Origin of the sequence: Paenibacillus sp. FSL R7-0189 (assembly GCF_037969925.1) — a bacterium.
GTDB lineage: Bacteria > Bacillota > Bacilli > Paenibacillales > Paenibacillaceae > Paenibacillus_AQ > Paenibacillus_AQ odorifer.
In genome coordinates this window covers 5618507-5643618 of the sequence record NZ_CP150223.1, presented here as the reverse complement: position 1 = coordinate 5643618, position 25112 = coordinate 5618507, and the positions used below count along the sequence as shown (strand labels likewise).

At 41.2% G+C, this 25112-nt stretch carries 29 protein-coding genes; 8 read left to right on the top strand and 21 right to left on the bottom strand.

All coding sequences use genetic code 11. The annotated features are described in order from the left end of the window. Genes MKY63_RS24730 through MKY63_RS24710 form a run of 5 tightly spaced genes read right to left on the bottom strand, consistent with a single transcriptional unit; the run spans position 1 to position 1664 of the window. Complete coding sequence (locus tag MKY63_RS24730) at positions 1-384, bottom strand: hypothetical protein (RefSeq protein ID WP_036687572.1); 384 nt, start codon at positions 382-384, stop codon at positions 1-3. A 3-nt stretch (positions 385-387) separates the two neighbouring features. After that, positions 388-564 (bottom strand): spore gernimation protein GerPD, encoded by a 177-nt coding sequence (locus tag MKY63_RS24725; protein ID WP_111504304.1) that lies wholly within the window; start codon positions 562-564, stop codon positions 388-390. Continuing rightward, positions 542-1156, bottom strand: a complete 615-nt coding sequence (gene gerPC, locus MKY63_RS24720) for a spore germination protein GerPC (RefSeq protein ID WP_076142200.1) — start codon at positions 1154-1156, stop codon at positions 542-544. The genes MKY63_RS24725 and gerPC overlap by 23 nt, the downstream gene beginning before the upstream one ends. Positions 1157-1198: 42 nt before the next feature. Continuing rightward, positions 1199-1426 carry a spore germination protein GerPB gene (locus MKY63_RS24715; RefSeq protein ID WP_076099080.1) on the bottom strand — a complete coding sequence of 76 codons (228 nt, stop codon included), beginning with the start codon at positions 1424-1426 and terminating at the stop codon, positions 1199-1201. Between the two features lie 13 nt (positions 1427-1439). After that, the gene (locus MKY63_RS24710) at positions 1440-1664 is read right to left on the bottom strand and encodes a spore germination protein (RefSeq protein WP_036687577.1); all 225 of its coding nucleotides are present in this window, start codon (positions 1662-1664) and stop codon (positions 1440-1442) included. A 114-nt stretch (positions 1665-1778) separates the two neighbouring features. Here MKY63_RS24710 and MKY63_RS24705 point away from each other — a divergent pair, with 114 nt between their 5' ends. Together MKY63_RS24705 and MKY63_RS24700 are read left to right on the top strand one after the other, a co-directional pair. Then, positions 1779-2237 carry an Hsp20/alpha crystallin family protein gene (locus tag MKY63_RS24705; RefSeq protein WP_076099079.1) on the top strand — a complete coding sequence of 153 codons (459 nt, stop codon included), beginning with the start codon at positions 1779-1781 and terminating at the stop codon, positions 2235-2237. A 220-nt stretch (positions 2238-2457) separates the two neighbouring features. Continuing rightward, a complete protein-coding gene (locus MKY63_RS24700) occupies positions 2458-2625 on the top strand; it encodes a hypothetical protein (protein ID WP_175618918.1) in 168 nt (55 codons plus the stop codon). A gap of 121 nt (positions 2626-2746) precedes the next feature. On the opposite strand, the gene MKY63_RS24695 is transcribed toward MKY63_RS24700, so the two are convergent. Further along, a complete protein-coding gene (locus tag MKY63_RS24695; protein WP_339813614.1) occupies positions 2747-3619 on the bottom strand; it encodes a GNAT family N-acetyltransferase in 873 nt (290 codons plus the stop codon). A 186-nt stretch (positions 3620-3805) separates the two neighbouring features. On the opposite strand from MKY63_RS24695, the gene MKY63_RS24690 reads away from it, so the two are divergent. Continuing rightward, positions 3806-4198, top strand: a complete 393-nt coding sequence (locus MKY63_RS24690; protein ID WP_339810129.1) for a hypothetical protein — start codon at positions 3806-3808, stop codon at positions 4196-4198. Positions 4199-4393: 195 nt separating this feature from the next. Here MKY63_RS24690 and MKY63_RS24685 read toward each other — a convergent pair whose 3' ends face one another. The 3 genes from MKY63_RS24685 to MKY63_RS24675 form a co-directional block, all read right to left on the bottom strand. Then, positions 4394-4807, bottom strand: a complete 414-nt coding sequence (locus tag MKY63_RS24685; RefSeq protein WP_339810127.1) for a VOC family protein — start codon at positions 4805-4807, stop codon at positions 4394-4396. Positions 4808-4841: 34 nt separating this feature from the next. Further along, a complete protein-coding gene (locus MKY63_RS24680; protein ID WP_339810124.1) occupies positions 4842-5765 on the bottom strand; it encodes a ketopantoate reductase family protein in 924 nt (307 codons plus the stop codon). A gap of 255 nt (positions 5766-6020) precedes the next feature. Then, the gene (locus MKY63_RS24675; protein WP_339810122.1) at positions 6021-7793 is read right to left on the bottom strand and encodes an ABC transporter substrate-binding protein; all 1773 of its coding nucleotides are present in this window, start codon (positions 7791-7793) and stop codon (positions 6021-6023) included. A 143-nt stretch (positions 7794-7936) separates the two neighbouring features. Between MKY63_RS24675 and MKY63_RS24670 the strand changes: the two genes are divergently transcribed. Then, positions 7937-9181 (top strand): MFS transporter, encoded by a 1245-nt coding sequence (locus MKY63_RS24670; RefSeq protein ID WP_036687590.1) that lies wholly within the window; start codon positions 7937-7939, stop codon positions 9179-9181. Between the two features lie 162 nt (positions 9182-9343). On the opposite strand, the gene MKY63_RS24665 is transcribed toward MKY63_RS24670, so the two are convergent. Next, a complete protein-coding gene (locus MKY63_RS24665) occupies positions 9344-10300 on the bottom strand; it encodes a WYL domain-containing protein (protein WP_036687592.1) in 957 nt (318 codons plus the stop codon). 111 nt (positions 10301-10411) lie between these two features. On the opposite strand from MKY63_RS24665, the gene MKY63_RS24660 reads away from it, so the two are divergent. Continuing rightward, the gene (locus MKY63_RS24660) at positions 10412-11347 is read left to right on the top strand and encodes a Gfo/Idh/MocA family oxidoreductase (RefSeq protein WP_339810119.1); all 936 of its coding nucleotides are present in this window, start codon (positions 10412-10414) and stop codon (positions 11345-11347) included. A gap of 716 nt (positions 11348-12063) precedes the next feature. After that, a complete protein-coding gene (locus MKY63_RS24655) occupies positions 12064-13266 on the top strand; it encodes an IS110 family transposase (RefSeq protein ID WP_076121959.1) in 1203 nt (400 codons plus the stop codon). A gap of 220 nt (positions 13267-13486) precedes the next feature. Here the strand turns inward: MKY63_RS24655 and MKY63_RS24650 are convergent, their stop codons facing one another. From MKY63_RS24650 to MKY63_RS24635, 4 genes are all read right to left on the bottom strand, one after another. Next, entirely contained in the window at positions 13487-13792 is a 306-nt protein-coding gene (locus MKY63_RS24650) for a DUF3889 domain-containing protein (protein ID WP_036687595.1), read from the bottom strand. A 317-nt stretch (positions 13793-14109) separates the two neighbouring features. Then, positions 14110-14736, bottom strand: coding sequence for a type 1 glutamine amidotransferase family protein (locus tag MKY63_RS24645; RefSeq protein ID WP_036687597.1), 627 nt, complete (start codon positions 14734-14736; stop codon positions 14110-14112). A 109-nt stretch (positions 14737-14845) separates the two neighbouring features. Next, positions 14846-15808: a YafY family protein gene (locus tag MKY63_RS24640; protein ID WP_036687599.1), complete on the bottom strand. Its 963-nt coding sequence runs from the start codon at positions 15806-15808 to the stop codon at positions 14846-14848. A gap of 536 nt (positions 15809-16344) precedes the next feature. Continuing rightward, on the bottom strand, positions 16345-17157 hold the full coding sequence (locus MKY63_RS24635) for a hypothetical protein (RefSeq protein ID WP_036687600.1): 813 nt from the start codon (positions 17155-17157) through the stop codon (positions 16345-16347). A gap of 665 nt (positions 17158-17822) precedes the next feature. On the opposite strand from MKY63_RS24635, the gene MKY63_RS24630 reads away from it, so the two are divergent. Beyond that, positions 17823-18407 (top strand): TetR/AcrR family transcriptional regulator, encoded by a 585-nt coding sequence (locus tag MKY63_RS24630; RefSeq protein ID WP_036687602.1) that lies wholly within the window; start codon positions 17823-17825, stop codon positions 18405-18407. 7 nt (positions 18408-18414) lie between these two features. Then, complete coding sequence (map, locus tag MKY63_RS24625) at positions 18415-19161, top strand: type I methionyl aminopeptidase (protein WP_036687603.1); 747 nt, start codon at positions 18415-18417, stop codon at positions 19159-19161. 221 nt (positions 19162-19382) lie between these two features. On the opposite strand, the gene MKY63_RS24620 is transcribed toward map, so the two are convergent. The 7 genes from MKY63_RS24620 to MKY63_RS24590 all read right to left on the bottom strand — a co-directional run bounded on the left by MKY63_RS24620 (position 19383) and on the right by MKY63_RS24590 (position 24950). After that, complete coding sequence (locus MKY63_RS24620; protein WP_076099067.1) at positions 19383-20129, bottom strand: class I SAM-dependent methyltransferase; 747 nt, start codon at positions 20127-20129, stop codon at positions 19383-19385. A gap of 173 nt (positions 20130-20302) precedes the next feature. Then, a complete protein-coding gene (locus MKY63_RS24615) occupies positions 20303-21277 on the bottom strand; it encodes an aminoglycoside phosphotransferase family protein (RefSeq protein ID WP_036687605.1) in 975 nt (324 codons plus the stop codon). A 225-nt stretch (positions 21278-21502) separates the two neighbouring features. Next, positions 21503-22375 (bottom strand): AraC family transcriptional regulator, encoded by an 873-nt coding sequence (locus tag MKY63_RS24610; protein WP_036687606.1) that lies wholly within the window; start codon positions 22373-22375, stop codon positions 21503-21505. 238 nt (positions 22376-22613) lie between these two features. Beyond that, positions 22614-23093 carry a flavodoxin domain-containing protein gene (locus MKY63_RS24605; protein WP_339810110.1) on the bottom strand — a complete coding sequence of 160 codons (480 nt, stop codon included), beginning with the start codon at positions 23091-23093 and terminating at the stop codon, positions 22614-22616. Positions 23094-23132: 39 nt separating this feature from the next. Then, positions 23133-23978: a hypothetical protein gene (locus tag MKY63_RS24600; protein ID WP_339810108.1), complete on the bottom strand. Its 846-nt coding sequence runs from the start codon at positions 23976-23978 to the stop codon at positions 23133-23135. Positions 23979-24039: 61 nt separating this feature from the next. After that, positions 24040-24663, bottom strand: a complete 624-nt coding sequence (locus tag MKY63_RS24595) for a TetR/AcrR family transcriptional regulator (protein WP_339810105.1) — start codon at positions 24661-24663, stop codon at positions 24040-24042. Positions 24664-24848: 185 nt separating this feature from the next. Further along, positions 24849-24950: a sporulation protein YjcZ gene (locus MKY63_RS24590; RefSeq protein WP_197069683.1), complete on the bottom strand. Its 102-nt coding sequence runs from the start codon at positions 24948-24950 to the stop codon at positions 24849-24851. Positions 24951-25112: the final 162 nt, after the last annotated feature.

Here is a 25112-nt window from a genome sequence, read left to right as displayed (position 1 = left end):
TTACTCCTTATCTTTTGCAGCCACTTCTCGTTTAAACTCAATGGTTCGACTCTCCAGATGAACTGACCCGCTGTTTCCAATCTGGAAGGTCGTGCCAGACCCAATCGACAGAATTTTGATATATTGTATATTAATTGTTGATTCCGCGGAATCCTTTAATATCACAAATTCATCCACTTCATTCCCTTGGTTTGTCCATACAGGGATAGGAATGTCTATAAGTGTAGTATCTTTCGTGCGATTATTAATCTCCTTTATGTTAAAAAGGTAATTCTCCTTGCTTCCCAGGAATTTAGATTGAACCCGGCCTACAGATCCACATATAAAAATAGAACTGTCAGACAGATTGTTGATATAGACATCTTGTATGCGTGAGGTGTGCATAGGTTAACTGCCTTTTTTGACTTGATCTGGAGCGCTCTGAGTATATTCTATTACGCTGTCAAACGCCGAGGAGCAATGAATGGATTGAGTATCCCCTACTAAAAATACTGATGAACCCGAGATCGAAACGACTTTCACTGCATTGACACTAATATCTCTATTGATCACCGTTATCTTCATTCGTCTCCCGCCTTCCGGTTATATTTATTTCCAAATGCCGCTCTACTGCCATAACGATATCTCGTTTGATTTGCTCTACAATAGAAGCGCATTCCTCATCAGTGTATCCACGCCCTTCTTCTGTGGCAGGGAGTTGGCTTACATACTCGTTAATCCGTCCATCCATCTGATTCAGCAGATCCTGAGTCACCATTTGGATATATTGCTCATCAATGCTTAAATTCTTCTCTTTTTCTAAACGTGAAAATTGCGAGGGAACCTCTTCTTGCACATACTTCAGAATCTGTGGGCGAATCTGATCCGATAAGGCAGTTGTACCTACCTCCTGCTCTCCAATAGATTTACCGTTGATCATCGCTTCATCCAGATTGTTCCCCTCATTCGGTGTAATGCCTATATTTAAAGTGCCTTCCAGCTTTTCGATTTTTAATTGTTCAAAATGATAATTGATAGGTCCTATACTTGCAGATTTATTGTTCTTTATGCTGTCTACATCGCCTTGCAAATCTCGAAGCTGCTTCTCTAGCTGTTGAATCTTCTCCGCTTGCAATCTTAGTGTATTAAAAACCTGTTGAGCATAATACGGATGCATACAACCCCCTCCTATGGTTTATTGTATGCGGGGACAAAGAGCCTAATTCAGTTGTGCATATAGTTCTGCCGCTGGCGGTAAGGACACAAGGGGTGAATCCATTTTTTCCGCTGGAGTCGTTGGAGGCGATGATGGAGCTCCAGAGGTCTCATAATTATGAGACAAAGTATTGATTCGTCCCGAAGTACCAATCTGAAGAACCGAGGAATTAGAGATAGTACCGATTTTTAGATTATAGATCGATATGCATTGATATACCGTAATGTTCATTTAAACCCCACCCTTAAGGAGGTGATACTTGATCCACCACATCTGAATCCATCGTATTTGTACTGCTGGCCGCATTATTCGTTATATTCGTACCTATGGAGTCACCTATGGAGAAGGAGTTGGCACCGGCATAAATTTTAGAGTTGCTGCTCAGGATAACGGATGCCGTATTTCCTACTAAGACTGTGGAGCTGGGGCCTACGCTATTGATTTTAATATTGCCGATGATTGAAACCACCAAACCACTCCTCCTTTCGGAATGATAAGCTATTCTATGTAGATATTCGCCCAGATGTCACTGAATAAGTCAAACGCCCATACAATGGATAAAAACCGTAGGAGGCGCAGAGCTATGAGTCCCAATAAGACGAACCCTTTAGATTGGATGAATGAAGATCCTTTTTTTAAGAAAAAGTTATCCTTGAAAGCTCTTGAAGAGCAGTGGAAGTTGGATCCTAACCAAATTGACGGGTATGTCGAAAAAGTCATCCGAGAAGCAACTGCAGCGACCTCCTCTTCATTTATGAACGAAACCTCAAGTTTAAGCTTTGAGCATATCGACACTCATAATCACCTGATTACCAAAATTCGTATTCCGAGCGGAATCCACCCCGAAAGTATATGGGCACAAATCAATCGCACACAAATTAAATTAACAGGTTTAGGAAAAGATCATAGCGAGATTATTCAGCTGCCAGTTCCCGTCATTCCAGATCAGAGCAGAGGCACTTATAAGCAAGGTTCTCTGCAATTCAGAATGCCTAAAATGTCATCGGGAAGATTCAAAGATATCGACATCCGTTATTTATAAAATATCCCTTTAAAATCCACCTGTTTTACTCGTCCAAGTGCCCCATTCCCCCTAAAAAAACGCCTTACAATCAAAACAGCGTATAATTTAAGTTATACGCTGTTTTTTAAAGGTGTTTTTTGGCCCTTTTTCTTCCGATTTTCTATTCTTTTCGCTCTTCGAACTTTAAGTTCCTCTTGGTCATAAGATGGAGTATTAAGAGTAAAGGTGGGGTCAAATCATGTCTAAAAACAAACGCGGCAAAGCACTTTGGCGCATTCCATCCCGGGCTAGAGGAACATGTCCGATCTGTGGCAGCACACGTATTAAGCTGTTGTACTTCGGGAAAGGCATTTCAGGTGAAAAACTTAACGTATGTAAGAAATGTGATGGAAAGCAAAAGGTATGAAAGCATTTAGCAGTTGATTCACAGAAAGGGTTACCAAATAAAGTGCGACCTTAACCTCGAACCTAGCCTCGACAAAAAAGCTATCGCACTTTGCTTGGTAATCCTTCACTTTCAATAACTTTTATAGCTCAATCCGATATCGTCTTTCCTCATTTGTTAGAATAAATCCCACTGATTCATATAACCGTAATGCTGAATCATTTTCCGTAAGCACCATCAGGCATGCCTCTTCCAGTCCGTGGGTTCTAAAATAGTTCAATGCTTGAAAAAGCATGTACTTAGCAATTCCGGATCTTCTCCATGGTTCAAGAACAAATACATTTTCGATGTAGCCGCCCTTCTCTTCCTGCCAGACCATTAAGCTACCCGCAACCTTCTCCCCTTCTCGAACAACAAGTGATGTCCAGAGCGGATTTTGTTTGAATTCAGCTAACCGTTCTTTCCCTAGCGGAGTTTCCGGCCAAATCTCAGCTTCTAATTCCAAATAATGCTCGTCTTCTTCAGGCGTCTCCATATTCCAGGTTGCGAATTCAAGTTCCTTAGCCAGAGTGGGTTCGGACAAACCATCACTTAGATTGTGTTTCATCTTAAATAAGCTATTATAATGAGAGAAGCCCTTCACTTTTTCGAAAAATTGAGTATTCAAGACCTCTGCCGAATCGTTCCCTATACAAAGAGTGGTTTTGTAATCCTTTGATAACGTTTCTTTTAATTCGAGTGCTCTTAATAAGAGTGACTGATAAACTTTTTCTAATAAATCATAATCGCCTTCACGTTCTGGTATTGTTTTTAAGTTCAGGTAGATCGAATGTCTGCTATCCTTGGAACGGCCGGGCGGAACAATATTGATGATGCTCACTTGACCTTTGGCCACCATTTTACCGTCCTCGAAAGCGCAATATACATTTTCCCAATTTTCCTCTGTGCCAACCCACCAAAAAACAACATTCCCCTTTGAAGATACTGTGTTATAAAGTTCACCAAGTAATGGCATGTCACCTTGTTCAAAATGACGGATAGTAGTCAATACAAAACCCCTTTTCAAATCATTAATATGGAATATATTTATAATAACATGCAGGTCCACGCTTGATTTGGTAATGAATTTTTATAACTAACTTCTCCTTGTTGTAACATTTTTTAAGTAACCCCTGTCTTATTTATATAGGGGGACTGAAGGATGAGAAAACGATTTTTTATAGGGATTACGATATTTCTGATTACTTGTGGAGTTGTTCTTGGTGTAGGGACGATATCAAATCTTCTGAGTCCGTTTAAAAGCTTCTCAGTCATCGTAGATAATCAATCTGATGTTGATATTAACTCTATCGAAGTAGGATTAATTGGTGCGGATTCAAAGAAATTGTATACAAGTCCAATAAAAGCAGGACAAAAGAAAAAATTCAAACCAAAATTGAGTTTAAATGGTGAAGGTGCTATATATCTTCGATATACCAACTCTAACGGACAGTCGAAAGAACAAACCGTGTGCGGTTATACCGAATATTTATCAGGTCATTCCAAAGTCACGATTACTAATGAACGCACAACCGTTGTTCAGCAATGTAATTAACAGCTGTTGCTTTAATTGCTAATATACAGCTAATTTCTTCATTAGTCATAAGCGGGCTGCAATCGTAATTTAAAATCAGAAGATTCCTCAGACCTTTCCGCTGCCTGAACACTAAGGGGCCGAACTCGTCATTTACAGACGAACTCGGCCCCTTGTGATACAGAATATTATCTGACCGTGCAACACATCAATCGATTACACATTCCCCGAAAGATTTAATTGCCATGACACACCAAATTGATCCGCTACCCAGCCAAATTTCGAACTGAATGGATATTCGCCTAGTGGCATGAGCACCTGTCCACCCTGGGATAATGCTGCATAGACGCGGTCAATTTCGGCTTCACTTTCACAATTCACATATAAGGATACCGCTGGAGTAAAGGTGAATCCATGCTTCACGTAGCTATCTATACACATAAAGACTTGTCCATGTAATGAAAAAGTAGCCTGCATGACACTCCCTTCAGGACCTGCTTCATTTGCTCCATAACGTTTAATACTGATGATTTCGGAGTGTTCAAATAAAGAAGTATAGAAATTCATAGCTTCTTCAGCCTTTCCTTCGAACATTAGAAATGTCATTATCTTTTGATTCAGTTCCTTCATAATCGTCCAGCTCCTTAAAGTAATTTTATACAGATCATCTCATATCATTAACGCTTTCGTATACTTTCAAACGGGCATATACGGTTTCGAGAATGGGATACACAACTTGACCAGGTACAGCCATCGCCAAAAGTGCACCATGCAGATGCTCAGCTTCCACTGGCAGATGTTTTAGCATATCCCTATGCATAGAGGAAGTAAATTCGGGTAGCACCGAATCCATTTTTTGCATCGTAGCAGTCACCATATCTGCTCCAACAGGCATACCTGCACTTTGCGCTATACTCACGATCTCATTTAGAAGCTGCTCATAAATAGTACGCGCTGTAGATGAGGCTAAAATGGGTCCAACCGAGCTATCCATTAAAGTTGTAATCCCGCTTAAACTAGCTACGAATATATATTTCTGCCACACTTCGCGCTGAATATCAGAGCTTAGTATCACAGTGAAACCTGCTTTATCCAAATGACTGAGAAGTTTCTGCGTTCGTTCTGACTCCCCACCCGCCCATTCACCAAACACAATACTATGAAAAGAACTACTTTGTATGATAGCTCCATTAGAACCTAACGTTGTCTCGATATAACAAAGACCACCCAGTACCTTTTCTGCTCCAAAATGCTGCTGCAAAATACCAAAATGCTTATACCCATTAAGGAGCGGGAGAATCATAGTCTGTTCACCGACGAAAGGGGTAAGATCCATCATCACCTGAGGCAAATGATAGGCCTTCACTGCAATAATAATACAGTCAAAAGGCGCTGCCTTCTCCCCATATGTAATCGTCCGAACGGGAGTCTGAAAGTCACCATGCACACTTTTTATTGCCAGACCCTCATCTTCTAACTGCTTTTGTTTAGTAGAACGGACTAGAAAAGTTACATCTTCCCCTTTTTGAACCAGACGTCCTCCAAAATAACCACCAATTGCTCCTGCACCCACGAATAGAAAACGCATGTAAGTCTCCCCTTTTTTCACCTAATTTTTAACAAATAAAAAGACCGCTTAGCTTATCCGCTAAACAGGTCCGAATGGCAAAAAAAGAGTCAAGTATCGACCGTTCTTTTGTCTCGGTCCATACGGATCTGAGCAAAATCCAACGAGTTCACCTCCATGGCTACAAATAAATTACTATTCTTAAATCTGATCCATCTAGAGCGCCATTCGATTCTATCGATACAGCCTCCCTGGAAAGTATAACAAAAGAAAACCTTAAAGCCTAGTTTTAATCCATAACTTAGAGATGTCCAGAAACCCGAAGGAACCGGTGTGCAGACCAAACAGGCTTTGATTTAGCTGAGCTTTTTTATTCATATGACAGCCATGCAGCACCCAATAATTGTCTCGTAGAATTCCCTCCGCTTGATTCAGCAGTTTCACCCGTTCATCCTTTGGAGACTCTGCGAAAGGACCTAATACCTTCGAAAACAATGAAATTTGGTCCTCTCTAAGCAAAGAAAATAAATAATTAGATTTATTATTAAAGTAGTTAATCATTCCCCATTGCCAATCATCTTCTAAAACCTCTTCAGCAAGCTGGATCTCGGCTGTTGTCTGTATATGATCTGCCTTAAATTCATTGAAAAAATATAACTCAATTTGCAAACCTACGGAGGCAGCGCGTGTTTGGAGCCATAACGCTTCTTCTCGTTCTTCTTTTTTATCCTTAGTTGCTAAAGTAATGACTTCTCCCTGATACCCATTTTCCGCTAAAAGCGCTCGGGCATGTTCCAAAGTTGGATCTAGAAGCTCTCTCTTACTGCTCTCCCATGGCAAAAAGCTATCTGCTGGAGTGATACGATTGCCACCCAATTCTTTTATTAAAGCCGTTCGACTGTAAAGGATACGGATGACTTGGCGAAACCATAGCTGCTGATGAATTCCCTCTCTATGAAAATTAAACAGAATATATCTGCAGCCTAAGGCCGGGTAATCTATACTGTGATTGCTGATGATATCAGGTAAAAGTTCTCCATGTTCAGGATCTGGCAGCTGGTATTGGCGTTCATTAGAAGCCTCTTTTGGCAAATACCAAATCTCAACACGATCCAGGAGCGGCCGAATTCCGAAATAAAAATCAAAAGCTGCGAGCACCAATACATCCTCATTCAGATCCATTAAACGGTAAGGACCTGTACCGATCACTTCACTAGTGATGTCTATATCGTATGGGAGTATGGACATGTGAATGCAACTAAACAGATGCAGAAAAAAGAGATTTGGACGAGACAGATCAAACCGGATTCGATGATCTCCTTCAACCTCTACTCGTTCGATATCCTTATAAAGGTTCACCGCAGGGCTATTCAAGTCAATAAGCCGTTGTAGCGTCTCTTTTACATCTCTCGAGGTCATAATTCTTCCGTGATGAAAGCGTACCCCCTTGCGGAGGTAAAAAATATAACTTGTATGCTCCTCATTAGCTTCCCACATATGGGCCAAACCAGGAAGAAAGGCATCGGTCGTTGCGTCATAAGTAACTAGTGTGCTATAGATCTGACCCAGCAAATAGGATTCAAAAGCGGTGTATACATAAGCAGGGTCCAGTACTTCCTTATGCCGGTTACGGGTAATCCGCAGGACGTCCAGCCCTGAGGTTGACTCTGCTTCACTACGAAAACCCATCTGTTTATTTAACATCGTTAACAATCGTTCCTTTAAGGGTCCGGTCACCTGATCGCTGCTCATCAATTCGATAGCTTCTTTTATCTTGCCTTTACTGACTAACTCCTGAAAGCTATCCTCGAACACCTCATCAATACTTTTTAAAAAAGTAAGTTGAGAGATATGCCCCCTGCCTCTCCCCGGCTGCCATAGAATATATTCCTGCTCTTCCAGTTTCCGCAGAACGAATTTAACATTGCGTGGAGTGCAAATTAGGATCGAAGCCAATAAATCTATCGTCACAGGAACAGGTTCATTCACTTTGAACGAACTAGTAACGCTTGCTGCTAAACATAAAAAATGATTACTTATCTGGTCCAAATGGTTCACTCCTTTAAAGGTGAAACGGTCAATGTATTTCTTACACTTTTCCTTCCCCCTTTTATCATTATAATTATACATAAATCAACAATGAATATGCAGCAACAATATTAGAGCAATAAGACTAGGAGATCGTAATCATTATGAAACAGCATCTAAGGCACATTCACCCTCTAGCCTGGACAATTATCATCGGCACTATGTTCGGACGTCTGGTGACCTCGATGAGCATCCCATTCTTATCCATCTATCTGACCCAAGTTCTCGGAGCTTCCCCGACACAAACAGGGATTACGGTCGCGGTTAGCTCGCTGGCAGGCGTATTGGCTAGTTTCTATGGCGGTTATATTTCTGATATTGTTGGCCGCAAAATCGTGATGTTAATCTCGGTATTTGGCTGGGCAGCCGTCTTCTTCGGATTCTCAGTGGCTCAGCATCTATGGGTATTTTTCTTGGTAAACACCCTAAATGGCTTATGTCGATCAGTATTCGAGCCTACTTCACGGGCACTTTTGTCCGATATTACACCACCCGAGAGCAAGCTGCTTGTCTTTAATCTTAGATATGCAGCAATTAATCTTGGTGTAGTATTTGGTCCGATCATTGGGCTACAGCTCGGCTCTGCGGAATCAACTTTTCCTTTTCTAATCGCCGGAATCGTATATGTTGCATACGGAATTGTATTATTCATGCAATTTAAGGCACATCGTTCAAGCATGCCCGCCCGTACACAAGCTCAAGCACCACGTTTACTCGAAGCTTTGACAATCACAGGAAAAGACCGTGTGTTCCTGCCAGTATTGCTGGGTACAATCTTTTGTGTGTTAGGATACGGTCACTTCGGCTCAACAATGGCTCAATATTTAGCGATGAACACGCATTTCACCAATGGGGGGCAATTGTTCTCCTATATGCTTTCACTGAATGCTATAACCGTGTTAGTAGTGCAGTATCCCATTGTACGTACGGCAAGTAAATTTCCACCGATTGTCCCTTTAATACTTGGGAATATCTGCGTTGCACTTAGTCTTCTCTTAGTGGGGCTTGCTGGTGGTGTGGCTCTACTAATGATCAGTGTAGTTCTGTTCACTATAGGGGAAGTCTTACTCTTTACGATGATGGATATGTTAATCGATCGGATTGCCAAACCTGAAATGAAAGGGACGTACTTTGGTACGATTGGCTTTAATAATTTAGGGAGTGTTATGGCACCTATCTTCGGTGGGGTGTTGTTAGACCATTATGGCGCTCAGAATGGCCTTGCGATCTTTGTGCCGTTGGCTTTAACAACAGCTTTTGGTCTTCCTTTTCTTCTCGTAGCGCACAAAAGACTTGTTGCCAGAGAGAAATTAACACTTGGTATTAAAAATAGAGCAATAAAAGGATGATTTTCCAATTCAATACGTTGTTTATTGGATCATCCTCATCTCGGTTAACATAATCATTATTATGTAAACCAATTATATGAATTAATTCTTTTATCAGAAAAGAGGGACCGTATCTTTGCAGAATATGCAATAGCTACGGTCTCTTTTACATAGAAAAAACGGTTAATCATATATTCCCTGAAGAAAACTCAGCTGGCCTTTTACATATTGCCTTAGCTCTAAGGGCTCCATGATTTCGGAATGACCTATTATGCACCAGACATTAGCACATGCACTTTCATAACCAAACATATTCACCTTTAAAATGAATGCATCCCCTTCTTCTCTCATTTCCATGATCTCTAGCTGAGATAAAGAAGACATTGTTCTCTTATCAGCTCTGATCACAACAGGATAGACCTCTTCTTCTTTACACGCTTGCTTAAAAACCTGTCCCTGCTGCTTCCAGTGCTCTTCTAATGAAAACTCCATAGGTATAGAGTACTCTTCTTCCACAAGCTGCGTAGAGACAATTCGCTCACATTTAAACGTTCGGATTTGATTAGCTTCTTCACAGTAGGCTATAAGATACCATTCCTCTTTTTTCACCACAAGACCATAGGGCTGTAATTTCCTGCACGATACTTCTCCGTTAACCTTTTGGTACTTAACCTGTAGTTTCTGAGATCGCCAAACGGCTGTCCGGATAGATTCCAGACAGGGGATTTCTATTCGTTCTGTCCACCAAGGTGTGTCATCGAAATAAAAGCGCTTTTGCGCTTTCTGAATGTCAGGTTGATAGGATGCGGGCAATGTTTTTTCTAATTTCAACAGCGTCGTCTTCAGCTTAAGACCAGATTCAGAATGTCCCCCAGAATAGATGCCCATACCTGTTAAATATAGATTGATTACATCTTCACCATGTAACTGCTTCAGGTTAACTGTATATCCCTCCATTAAGGAGATACCACCATTCGGCCCCGACATAGACAACAAAGGAATTCCAGCTTCAGCTAGTACATCAATATCTCTATAGATTGAACGTACAGAAGTCTCCAAGGCTTGAGCTAGTTCATTGGCCTTCATTTTCCCTCTCGACTCCACTAATAATAAAATAGCAATCAAACGATGCAAGCGCATGGGAACCTCCGAGCTTTTCTTTTTTATCAAGTATACTTCAAAATTCTTGCCATGATGTTGTCAACAATAAGAGGTTATGATTAGTTCATTACATAAAGGGAGCTGAAACATATGAAAATTGCCGTTTTAGGAACAGGGTTCGGAGCTTATCATGCAGAATTATTGACGAAAAATGAGCGTGTAGACAAAGTTATTGTTTATGGTAGAAATGAAGCTAAGCTGCAAAATTTAAAACAAGCGTTAGGCGTTGAGATTACCACAAATATAGAGGATATCATGCTTGATACCAAAATTGATGTGATCGATATCTGTCTGCCCGTAACTTTACATAGACAGTTTGCCGTTGAGGCGCTTAAGCATGGGAAACATGTATTCTGTGAAACACCTGTATGCTTTAACAATGAAGATGCCCTTGCGATGAAGGAAGCAGAACAACAGTATGGCAGACGAATCCTCGTGAACCAATTTATTAAATTTGATCCTGCGTACAAATATTTATACGAAACCACTCATCAAGAGAAATATGGAAAGCTCTTAGCCTTCACCTTAAAAAGAGAAACGGCACCTCTGTGGGGTGATCTCGGACTTCATTCTATCTCCACAAATCTGATGATTCACGAACTTGATTTTGTTACCTGGCTGCTTGGATCTTTAGAAGAATACTCTGTGTGGGGAACCGATGGTGGACGAAATGAACAAGCGTTAGTACGTACCCATTTTCAGAAAACGAATGTCTCCGCAGAAATCGTTGTATCCTCACAAATGCCAGCTGGTTATCCTTTTTCCGTAGGGTATGAAGCTTATTTTGAACAAGGAAAGCTTGTCTATCAAGAAAGTGACGACATGAACGGAAAGGTTGAAGGATCATTAATGGAATATACCTCTGCAGGTAAACAGCAACTATTGATAGAACAAGCTAATCCTTTTGAAAAGAGTATTACGCATGCTATCCAATGCTTAGAGGAGGGTACTTCATCCATAATCGAGTTAGACCATGCCCTACAAGCTATGGAACTAGCAATAAAAATAGAAAAAAAGCTTATGTAAACATAGAGGTTGGTGTTGGGTATCCTTTTTCATGGGTTTTGTTTGTGGGGGCGTAGAACTTATTGAATTAGTGAATTGTAGCTAGGGAGAGGAATAGGTTTTGATTTTTCTATTGTGAATTTTTCATATGTTGAAATTATAGAACAAAGTAGTAATTTTAGTCCTTTTTGGTAAGGTAAGCTGTCCTTAGTTCTAGTTTATAAAATGCTGTTATTTCACAGCATTTTGGAGGGATTTCATCCTGGGATTAAGATAGTTCAATTAGAGGTTAAACTAGTCATACGATGGAAATTCTCAAAGATCGCGGACCCTGCTGATATTGAGGAGGTAATGACCGAGGCAAATAGGGTTTTAAAATGACTCCTTATAAAACCAGCGGCAGTCTTGGACTGGAAAATAAAGTCCTATCTTTAATCCACCTCTATTACTCTTCTCATTTAAAGTACACACCTACATCACGTTATTCTGCCCGTTCGTATTATGAGGTCACCAGATCTTTCTGGTCGACCTTTTTTTTGTATGGTCGTAAGATAGCGGTAGCCGGGGATCGAACGTTTCTGCCCGTGGGACTTGGATCCCGAGAGCTATTCTGTTCATCCCCCCTACTTGTTCAACCATGGTTAGGCTGGTTGGGACGTTGATCCCGTATCACATGCGATAGTGTGGAAGACAAGAAGGTTAGGGGTTGCCGGTGAAAATACTACAGGAGTGATGTCATGAATCCAGTCATTGGTTTGGATGTGTCCAAGGGAGAGAGCCATGCACAAGCTTTTTTAGACCGTGGAGTACCTCATGGGAAGATCTTTAAATTTAATCATGATCTAGAGGGATTATCGTCTTTTCTTAATTATGTTAGAGCAGTGGAATCAGCTGCTGGGGTGAGCCCTTGCATTGTAATGGAGGCAACAGGTCATTATCATAGCCCTGTTGTTCAGTTTCTGGATGAGCACCAGTATCTATACATCGTCATTAATCCGTTAATCTCATATGAGGCCAAAAAAACTAATTTAAGACGGGTCAAGACGGATGCTGCTGATGCCTATCAACTTGGGGCACTGTTCTATAAAGAAGAGTTTGAACCCATCAAAAAACGGGGTCAGCATCTCATGAATTTACGCTATCTAACACGACAGTATGAATCCCTAACGGGTATGTATGTTCAAGCAAAACTACAATTCCAGGCCATTCTGGATCAAGTTTTTCCCGAATACCATGGCGTGTTTGGTGACCTTTATTCGAAAGTTTCACTTCGATTTCTAGCCTTACACCCGACGTCTAAAGAAGTCCTGGGTATGACTGTGGAAGAGATTACAACAACAATCCAACGTCTTACTGGACGCGGAAGATCCGTCTCATGGTGTTTGGAACGCGCTCAAATCCTAGCGGCTGCAGCAAGGCGAAATCCCTTTAAGGAGACGGCTTTTCCAAGTCATTTGATCTCCATGCAGCTGCTCATCAAATTACTTCTTCAATACCAGGACCATCTATCAGACCTTGATAAATCGATAGAGACCCTGGCTGAAGAGTTACTTGAATATGATTTAATCCAATCGATACCCGGTATCGGCACGAAAATTGCTGCAACAATTTTGGCTGAGATTGGAGAAATCGATCGGTTCGATCACGCAAAGAAGCTGGTGGCCTTTGCTGGTGTTGATCCCAGTGTATTTGCTTCAGGTAAGTTTGTGGCAACCCAAAATCGAATCACGAAACATGGCTCGAGAAGGCTTCGTACAGCCCTGTATCAAGCTGTGCGCTGTGGTATTCGTAGTAATAGAAACAAGAAATTAAGAGCTTACTACGATAAAAAGCGTGCGGAAGGAAAGCTGTTCAAAGTAGCGGTAATTGCTTGTGTAAACAAACTCATCCACTGGATTTTTGCCATCTTAACTTCAAAAGAAGCATTTCGTCTAGAATGAGCAGCATGAAATAGAAAAAGATGAAATATATTCCTGTGCCGAAGGGGACGGTTATTTGTCATATCTTTTTTTAAGTATACCACTTCAGGAATCGGCCATTAATAATTAAATATTGACAAGCTATTAGCTGGAATAGCTGAACAGGCTGCCTATGATCTCGGCAGCCTGTTGTCATTGCACTATCGTGCCCCATTAGCGTAAATAGCGAGATTTATTAAATCTAACGATTAGTTTCAGAAAACTGAATCGATTGGATTGTATCAGTTGATGGGTCAAATTGGATTGATACAAAAACCCCAAACTCATTACCTGCTTTGCTTCTAATCCATAGTTTGAATTTCTCTTCAGACTTTTTAGGTGTTAGTTCAGTACGACCAATGTGCTTATAATCAATTATGACTGCATTGTATCGTTTTTGTGTTTCCTCTACTGCAATTTTGCCCCATTTTGCGTATTCAGGCGCAGCCTCTACTGTAACAGTGGAAAAAATAAGTATCGCCAAAAATGATATCAGTAATTTTTTCATAATAACCGCCCATCTGGAGAAGTTTTCAGTAATATCTCCCACTTTATCCAAATGTATTCTTAAACAACTTAATGCCAGCGTGCAGTCTACAACTTTATTTTTTCAATTAATCAAGATCTAGATTTAGGAAAGTCAGATATAATAAAGGGTTCCACATATTATACATGACTAATATGTGGAACCCTTTATGCTTAACTATCGTACTCCATTAGGATTCCTATGGAAGGAATATTTTAAGTCGCATTGTTACTCATGTGGCATCTTGTCCATATCTATATATACAACACACTTTCACTTTTCCTTAAATGCTGACACCTTCATTGTATTGAATTCATCAACTCATAGTAATATTTAGAATCATTAGTCTTATTAAGGTTATACCAGGCGTCTAATGTTTTTGGAGAAAACACATCCAAAGCTTTCAAGATGTGTGCAGAAAATTCCAATGGAGCTATTCCAGATGCTGTGATCAGTTTTCCATCCGTTACAGCAGACTCCATTTTGTAATACTTTTCTCCTGTATAAGTGGGACAGATCATTTTAAGGTATTCCAGATCATTGCTTGTATGCCCACGTGAATTCAGCAATCCTGTCTGGGCAAGTCCCATTGTAGCACCACAAATCGCTGCAACCCATATACCTTCCCTTAAACACCTTTCAGCGATTTTTAAGAGGGGGTGGTGAATGGTTTCTGTCCATGTATTTCCACCGGGTAAAATCAATAGATCTGATCTTTCAATGCTGCACTCATCCAATTTGATGTCAGGCAGTATTTTCAATCCGCCCATTGTAGTTACTGGAGTCTTATCAATTCCCACGGTAACTATTTTTGACGGGACCAGCCCCTTTTTATAATATCTTCCCGATTTCAGTTCGGCAGTTACGTAGCCTATTTCCCAGTCTGCCATTGTGTCAAACACATAAAGATATACCGTATTATTCATTTGCAAGTTCTCCTTATTTTACAATTCATCTAGTGATACCAACCATCGGTAATCAATGATTATCGTCATTATAAAATGACTTCACTGACATCCGCTGTCAGTGAAGTTATTAAAGTTGATAATATTCCAATAACTCCGACACCACACCAACAAGTTTTTCCTTCAAACTCTGTGGTTCGATTACTTGAATGGATTTCCCGTAGGATAAGAGAAAATTAGGAACATAGGTATGAATTGATTTTTCCTCAAGTAAAAAGATTGCTTGATTTGATGTACGCTCTTTCAGATGATGCCCCAAAAACCAATGCAGGCATAAGTCATCCAACGCCTCTGACCTACCTTCGATAACTAAAGCAATTAACCCGTCCTTGTCGACTAAATCAGGTAATAGATTTCGCAAAAAAAATTCCCGAGCCAAAAAAGCTTCGGAACGTTTAAATATGTTTTGAGTCCGCTTGATTTGTAAAATCCGTTCTACCCGAAAGCTGCGAATCTCATTTCTCAGGTGGCAAAATGCAACAATATACCATTTATTGTTCCAGTACACCATACCATAGGGATCTATCACCCTAGTCTTGGGTTGATCATCACGGCGTGTGTGATAATCAATTTCTACAGAGAACTCGTTTGCTACAGCTTGCTCCAATTCCGCTAATACTGGCTGAATAGAAGGATCTCCCCTACGGTTTATAACTTCAAATCCGGCTAAATGACGGCTGAGAACACTTTCCTGTTCCTCATTCGAATACATTTTCAATTTGGATGTCGCATTACCTAATGCCTCACTCAAAGGGTATCCGGCTTCTTTTGCAAAAACAGCAGCATGAAGAAGTGCTTTTTTTTCTTCAATATCAAATAGCAGTGGTGCTCTGATAAAATTATTCAGTAGGCTATACCCGCCATTATGACCAGTGTCGGATATTATAGGCACTCCACTGGCACTTAGCGCATCAATATACCGATAGACTGTCCTTATATTTATTTCTAACTTTTCGGATATTTGTTTTGCGGTCATTTTAACACCCGAATTCAGCATCCATAGGATTGCCAGCATATTATCGTTTTTTGGCATCACATATACCTCATCTTTTATTAGGATCGCTCAAAATTATTAGCTTTGCGAATCGCCTGCATCCCTTTATTCATCGATCTTCCAGCCTTTCGATCCTCACTTAGCAATCTATAAACAACAATCTGCAATTTTTAACATTGCTGCTCTTAGCTCAACCCAACAATCTACTTTACCACAACTTGTGATACAGTTCACCGCGCTGTTTTTAACGGTGAGTTTTTGGGTCATCCTTTGCAGGATGCTCTTTCTTTGATCCGCTAGGTTCCAATTGCCCTAACCGCCGTTCAGGGGACTAAAGAATATACTCAGCATATACATCACCTCGAAGAATGGATATTTCCAGTTCAATAAACTTGAGTGATGCGTATAGACTTTACCAAGTAGACAGTAATAACGCCTTTACACAAAAACAAACTTACCATGCGTCTGCTCATGAGCAGTAACGCACGGTAAGTTCCATCAATAATAACTCTTTATTTGGTAATATGTTGTATTTTTACGAAAATATCTTCCTTCTTCATTTATTTATGCCGTCATCAGTATTTAAGCTCAATATTCTTCCACATGGTATTCCCATCCTTGTCGAAGCCTGTCATCTCGGTAGCGCTCATCAATTCGCCTGTTTTGACATCAAAGAAAGCGCTCATTCTCAAACTGTCATTCTCACGATTAGGAGAATTCGGCGAGATACCCATAACTCTTAGCAGCAGACGTGTTTTGGAGGAGTTAGGATCAGTATTATACCTGCTGATAGTAAAATGATACCCCTTGATCCAGTCATCTGCTATAGCAGGATTTCCTGGTTTCATCCCCAGTCTCTCAACAGCTTGTTTAACTGCATCGGAAGAATCGATTTGAATATCAGATATCGCATACTGTCCTTTTACAAGTAAATTCTTATCGTGCTTTTTCACATCAGTCTTAATGGCCATTCCATTATCGATCTTGATATAAATAAAAACATTCCCTTTCTTGCTGCCAAATTCGAGATTCCAAGCATCTCTTGTTCCATCCGAACCATCGGTTCGTTCCTGGGAAACAGAAGTGTCATCCGTGCTTGTTATGTTAATAAGTAATGGCTCTTCTTCCGTAAGCTTATTCGCCTCTGAGTACCCAAGGCGCAGTGCCTCCATCGCGGTTACGCTCTTCTTTTCATTGGTTCCCTTATTCGTTATTGTGGCAGCTGGTTTCTCTGTCTCGTTAATCATCTCACTGGTTGTTGTGACGGCCTGTTCCTCTGATTTGTTAGAAGAGCCGTCGAAAAGAACATTTTTCATACTGAAGAATAGAACGACCATAATCACAATCAATGTAATTGAGGCTATGCTAACATATTTCTTCTTACGCAAGGCTGCTTCTCCTTAGTTAATAAGTATAAGAAACTTTGGTTACTGCTGAAGTAGTATCCGTACTGTCCACACAATGACGATTAAATTTTCCAATTTTTAACACAACAAAATCATACAATAATATTTCTTCAAATGCAATTTTTGTCGCATATTTAAAAATAATGGATATTATTCACATTAACTCGAAACGAAATTGATCCTAGCTCACTGGTTTCAAGGGTTAAACTTGCCCCTATTTATGATACAGTTCACCGAGTATGATCTTAAATTAAGCTGCCCGTAAGCTGGATAAGCTAACAGTCATTCCCTCAAATCCATTGATAGACCTCTGCATAGGAAAACTTAAGTTGTTCTCGCAACTTTTTATTTTCTTCTTCGAGCTTCTTCATCTTTCGTTTTAACGACGCAATGATGGCGTCCTTGTTGTTTTCATCCATCTCCCGCTTAATTTGTTTCGGTGTCGGCTCTTGAACTTGCTGCTGACGAAGCGATTCAATGCGAATTCGTATCTCAGGATTGTCTTACCCGGTAAGCACTTTATTATTCAGTCTAATACTTGTTTTCATCGAACGCCAACGGATAATTGCATTTCTCCGCCTCATGCGTTACACTCTTTATATTGACAAATTTGCAGGTCTATATAAAAAAAGGAGGTTAACGCGCCCATGTGCCCCCGTACCAAAGAACAAAATGAGCTCATACGCATGCAGCGCAGAGAACAGATCCTGGACTTCGCCGCGCATACCTACTTCCGTACGGGCGGAAGCTTTGATATTCGCGACGTCGCCCGCGAGGCTGGTCTCGGTTATGGCACGGTATACCATTATTACCCCAACCGGCATTTACTAATAGAAGATGTGCTGAGCAGCGGCTTCGAGCGATGTGAGCAAACCCTGACTCAATGGGCGAACATCAGCCGGGACAACCCTGACGACAGGCAGTTGTTAACGTATTGCAAGACGCTACTCCAGTTGTGGCAGTCAGATGCCCGCGCATATCTCGTCTACAAAATGGCAGCGGAACATTTTACAGGCTTGCCAGAGAAAGATCGGCACCCTGCCAAGAGACGATTCATGGAAAGGCTGTATGTTCCACTCCAATCGACTATGCAGCGTGAAGACGACAGCATCAACCTTATGCTTGCCGTGTTGGTCGGCTGCTGCGGGCTGCACTACTATGCGAGCAATTCCGAGCTGGACATCGATCGAATCGCCCAGCTCGCGATACAAGCCATTACAAAGGAGTCCTGAAACAAACATGGTTATCTTAAAAAGCAAGTATGAAATCGAAGCCATCCGCAAGGCATGCCAGGTTGTGGCCGAATGCCATCGCACAATTGCCCCGCTCATCAAACCGGGCATCACAACGAACGAGATTGAGCGCATATTCGAGGATATTATTTTGAAGCACGGCGCCAAACCATATACGAAGGGCTACAATGGTTATCAATATGCGACCTGTGCCTCCGTCAATGACGTAATTGCACATGGCTTCCCTACAAATAAGCCACTTGAGGAAGGCGATATCGTGACGATCGACACGGTAGCGGAGCTCGACGGCTGGCTCGGCGATTCAGCCTGGAGCTATGCGGTCGGGAAGATCTCACCGGCGGCTGAGAAGCTGATGCGCGTCACGAAGGAGTGCCTTGACCTCGGCATCGCGCAGGCACAGCCCGGCAATCGGCTAGGAGACGTGACGAGCGCAATCCAGCAGCATGCCGAATCGAACAACTTTGGCGTCGTGCGCGACCTTCTCGCTCATGGCATCGGTCGTGACCTGCATGAGGAGCCTACCTATATGCATGTCGGCAAGCCCGGCAAAGGCCCCCGCATCAAGGAAGGCATGGTATTCACGATCGAGCCCATGATCACTGAAGGCACCTACAACATGACAATTGATCAGGACGGCTGGACCGCCCGGACACTGGACCGCAAGCTCGCCGCCCAATACGAGCATACGATCGCCATCACCGCTGAAGGTCCACAAATCCTGACCGCGCAATAGAACAATTAGAAGCCGACCAACGAGAGGGTCGACTTCTTTTTTATTTATTGAGCAGAACTTCTTTCTTCATCCGATACATGTGTGATCTTCTCACATAGGTGGAGAAAAAGAATGTCCCGCGGACCGATTGAATTCTTAATGCGAAAAGTATGCTAAACTTAGGAACAACAAAATCCCCCTCAATCTGAGGGGGAGTTCTATTGCAATGCATTACGTTTCTCCTAACATTTCCTACAAACGCTAATGATAGATGAAGATGACGGAGAAAACGGCGTTTTATTCCAGTCAGCATATAGATGTTCGACGCGAAAGCCGTGACGGGTTAATAAAGAATGCAGCGTATTCGGATCCGTGAACCGACAAGCAATCCGGGAAGTCGTTCGTTTATACCCCCAATCACGCATCGTGACCCAATGCATGATATGCTGGCCAGCATCGTAACATTGTGTGCCTGATACCTTGACGTTATTTCCATCCTTATCAATAAATGATCCCCATTCTGTCTCCTCTTGATCGGATAAATCCGTTCCCTCCGGATTACGGGTCTCAAATGCAAAGATTCCATGAGGTTGTAAATGTTTGTGAACGGTCGTGAGCAAATCGCTTTGATCTTGATCACTTAAAAATGCCTGAAATGCATTACCAGTCAAATAAATCATCGAAAATCGCTTGTCCGATTCGAAGGTACGGGCATCACCTTCCATAAAAGTAACAGTCAGCCCTTTCGCCTTCAACCGCGCATATGCAATCATTGCTGAAGAGATATCTACACCGGTCATTGTTATACCGGCTTTCGAGAGGGGGATCGTTGTTAAGCCTGTACCACAAGCAAGTTCTAACACTTCCCCAGGACTCGATCTAGCAAGCTCAAGATAGAACTGATATTTGTCCATTTCACCGTCAAATTCAAGATCGTAATTTACCGGATCTTGAAATTCTTCAAGATTGCTATGTTCAATCAACACCATTCCCCCTTTCATTTCTTGTTATAATATAATCGAAATAAATGCTCATCGACAGCCATCTCGCTTAACAGTATTATTTTACTATTTTTTTTGATAACACGTTTGGTGACAAACGGTTATAATCAATTTTTATCAAACCTACCACTCCTCGTTAGTTCAACCATGAACATTCCATTTCATATTTTATAAAATATACTTTCACCTTTGAGGAAGGGGCGACAATACTCAGCGCATAATTTGGGCATTCTTTCACGCATCCAGGCATGAACATGTACATTCTCCATCTGGAAGACGTAATATCCAATAATAGCGACCAACATTAAACCTTCCAACTGCAGTAGATCATTCGCTGTATTTTCGCACTCTCTGTAATAACCCTCTAGGAAAGTATCTCTTCGATCGGATGGCAGCATCATAGCTCCCATGGCTACATCAAGTAAGGCATAACCGTTACCGAAAAAGCCAAAATCGATGAAGCGCACCTCTCCTTCGGTTGTGATGATGATATTACCCATACACAAATCCCCATGAATAAGGTCAGGGCCAGCCTCCCCGCCACGGTCATCTAACCGGGAGTTGATCAATTGCAGCGTTTGTTCAATGACATTAGCATCAGAAGGCGTAAATAAATCCTTTTTCACACCCGAATGAATCACACGGATCATCCGTTCATTATAAGCTTTACCTTGACTCGGTCGAATCTCCATACCTGTATGTTCGTACTGCCGAAAAAAAGTATGCAGTTCTGCTATTTGCGATCCCAGTTCTTTTACCAGTTCAAGATTGTTAACATCATTCATATTCATGTCTCTTCCATCCAGCCAGGTGAGGACGGAGCAGTTTAGCAGTTCACCTTCGTATTCAATGATCGTAATAAGTTCACCCTCATTGTTTCTTACGGGAGTCTGTATTTCGTTGCTGCTCCAGCTTCCCAGCTTCTCAAGCATTTGCAATTCTCCAAGAATGCCGCCGTATGTATGTTGCAGACCTTTCATGTCATCTATAAAAGGGTCATGAATGCGGAGTAAATATGATTTTCCCGTTCTGTCATTAACACGATAGGTTCTGTTCTCGTTATGCCTTAAGAAAATAATCTCAGGCTGTTGGATATCGTACCTGCCTAGTAAGTCCAAAAGCTTCTCGTTCGTCATAAGGACTCCTTTAAAATAGAAGGATTCATTGATTCAATCTTCGTCTGAATCATAAAAATTGAAATCTACTACATTCCAAAAATCATTCGACTCACCAATTGTACTTCTACAACATTTTCGAAATATCCTGCCTATAGCTTGACGAAGCTGCCGGAATGTTTTTCGCGGCAGCTTCGTAGTGAAAGGATATTCAGCTCTCAGTCTCATTAATCCAACCAAACTCTTTTATTTCTTAGTGATAGGCATCCATATTTCGCTTTTAAAATTTGGCGATGTGATATCTTTGTGCTCATTCCAAAGAATTTCAGGCCCTTTAATTAGCTCATATCCCGATGACGGAGCCCATTCCGAATATATTCGCCCCCAGATCTCTTGTAGCGCACTCGGAAAAGAGCCGACGACTGTGAATACAGCCCACATGGAGGCCGCCACTTCCAGCTGATCCAAGCCATTCCATGCGTCTTTCGTAGTGGCAACGCCAATATAATGATCGAACTCTCCTTTTTCCTCCATACGCCCCTCAGAGAAATTTGTAGAGGCGCTTATAAACCCTGAGGGCTCAACATCGGAAAATCTCTTCATCTCATCAATCATTTCCGGCGTCAACCCTTCATACATCGACGCAATCTCCGGATTGACCCCTTGGAAAATGATTGGTACCCGTTTTTTTATGCCCACGATGTGAAAAGATTCTTTGATTTCAATACGGTAATTCATTTCATTTCCTCCTTTGATAGTCAGCTGAAACGACATCCGAGGGAACGCCTTAAGGGATTGTCCATGGACCCGAGCTTCCGAAGGATTTACCCCATGCATGCTATGGAAAGCCCTAGAAAAGGAATCAGGCGAATTATAACCATATTTCAGAGCGGTATCGATAATTTTGATATTACTTTGTGATAGCTCGAGTGCTGCCAAGGTTAGACGTCGACGCCGGATGTATTCCGACAGAGTAATGCCTGCTAGGAATGAGAACATGCGAGTAAAATGATATTCCGAACAGCAGGCTATTTTCACAACCTCCTGATAATCAATTTGATTTGTTAGGTTCTCCTCAATATAGTTTATTGCTTTGTTCAGTTGTATCAGCGTATCCATGACGTTGCCTCCCCTCGTTAATTATAGGTTATCAGAGAAGGTTTTTACCTTCCCGACTTTTTCTGCACGATTCTGTAGGGTTTTCATGTTTCGATGAACAGAGACTCGATATGAGGAAGTAAAATTCTTCTCACAAGAAGGACTACTTTTTTTGAATGTCAAGATCATAGTTAACATAATCATAATTATGTTAACTATGACCTGAAGTACGTTTAGCAGTTCGTTTGTCCACTCACTTTCACTGCCTTTTCATAGCAAGCGCAAAACGCTCTATCGTCTCTTTTGACAACCCATTTACGTTCTTATTTTTTCCTTTTACCATCCGCAATACAAACCGATCTAGCAAAGTTAGCTTCTCTTCATAGATCTCATCTCCAAAAACTTCTTTCGTCACAGATTGGTTATATAACACTTCTGGAAACGCAGATTTCAATTCTTGTGAGGCCTCCTCACCTTTTGCTCCTGCACAAATAAACAATCCTACTCGTTTTTTCCCTAGTTCATGTTGATATTTTGTTGTAAAATCAGTCATTTGTTTTTGGATTTTTCCATAATAAATAGATCCTCCCAAGATGACCGTATCATATCGTTCCAGTGTCGGCTCTTTAGCATGCATCAGGTTAACTACTTCGGTTTCTTCGCCCAGTTGAGATTTTAATAAATAAGCCGCTTTCTCCGCACACCCATATTTCGAGGTAAACATAATTATTGCCTTCATTCTAATCGCTCCCTTCCGCTCGCTAGTTACTTATTATCTTTAGGGTTCACGTACATGCTTTAACAAAATAACCATACAAGCAGCAATAGCTACAGTCATCGTCGGAAAAATTACACACTCGGCTATAGACACAGTCACATCGCTATAGATCATTGCCGCCAGCATTGCCGTAATTGCTAGCAGTAATGTAACTCCTTTGAAAACAACGACAGTTGCCAGTAGGTACCCAAAAGGTTGTCTACGAATGACCATAATCCCCGTTACAATTGCTAATGGGACTAAGATCGCAAGATCCAAAACTTGAATTACCAATGTACTATAGTGCTCTAGCCCTTGTGGCGGTGTTCCCCCCAGTAGTGAATTCAGTATTTTCCCTAGCCAGAGCAATAAAATCATAAAAGCAATAACCATTAGTGAAAAGCCGATTCCTTTAGAAGGTACACTGTTTTTAAAGTAAGTATGTATGGATTCTTTATCAAAGGAAAATAAGGCTAGGATGAATGCGAAAAAACTTAAAGAAAACAACAGCACATAAACTAAAAACAATGAATTGTACATCGTCAGAAAGCTGTAGGATGCGTAAGTATATAAAAAGTACCCCAGAGTGCCCGTAAGGAGCATCCTACCCTTTATCGAGCCTTTAATTGTCATGATGAGCGAACTGAGCAGTAAAGGTATGGCAAGAAATAATGTAACTCCATCCTGTGCTTTAGCTTGTGCCGCCGCAGAGACAGAATCATGGCTGTACACTCCTGACCCCTGAAGCTTTACATCCTCGCCCCATATTGATGTGAAAGTATATTTTGTTCCATCACTTATCCCATCTGAAAACAACCCAACCGCTGTTGCAAACACTGCAATAACCGAAATCAACACCGACAGCACTACGACTTTCCTTATATGTTTTATAACAACCGCCCCCTCCCTTCATAAAAATATTTAGATTTCACCTGGAAGCAATAGCAACCATTGAATCCAAATGACATGAAATCAGAGCTTCGACCTGATCATCAGGCAGATCCTTTTCGACAAGCAACCGCATAATTAAACCGAATGCTGCACTCCATATCACCTGAGCTGTGAGTTCTACGAAAGCTTCTTCACGGTTTTTTTGTGCTTCAAATCTGAGCAGGCCCTGGCAGAGCATCCCAATCGCTTTACGTTCCTGTGCAGCTCCTCTAAATAGAACAGCTGTGTAACTAAGAACAGCCGGTGTATCGTTTAGCATAACATTACGGTATTCTACACCCGTAGAAAGAGACATCCTGATGAACTTCTCCAATGATTGTTTTAAAAGTATATCTGGAGGTAATTCCTGCTGTACCTCTAGTTGCACAGACTGAAGTTCAGTAAGCATATCCGTATATTTTTGTTGCAAATAGCTCTCGATAATCTCTTCTTTGCCTTTAAAATAATGATAAATAATTCCCGGTGAATATTCGATTTTCTCAGCGATTTTTCGGATAGAGAGCTTCTCTATTCCCTCTTCAGCAATCAATAAAGCTGCATTTTGCAGGATTAGATTACTCATTTCTTCACGCTCACGTACTTTTCGTTGTTCTTTAGTCATAAATTTGTCTCCTCATGTGTTGAACACCGTTTAATCTTTGAACACTGTTTAATATATGTTTTGGATTAGTATTATGTCAATATCCTTAGTCACATGTATCCCCCTCCTCCAATCTACATATCTGGACATAAAAAATCCGCCAGTCATTTAGACTGACGGAACCTTTAATTTGTGAAGTTAAAGGATTACAGACAGAGGGTTTTAGTAATGATAACCAACAGGATAAACAGAACCAGAATAGCTCCTGTGGAAGTGAAACCACCGTATCCTCCTGCAAATTCGCCCATTGTTGACTCCTCCTTTGTAATTGAGTACATCATAAGATATGCAATATTGCCCTCACTGACTGGGTATTTTGAACACAAAAAATAAACCAACGACCCTTTTTATGGTGAATGGTTTAATTGGTTTACATAAATAATGTTATGTTAACTAAAGTAGAGAGCATT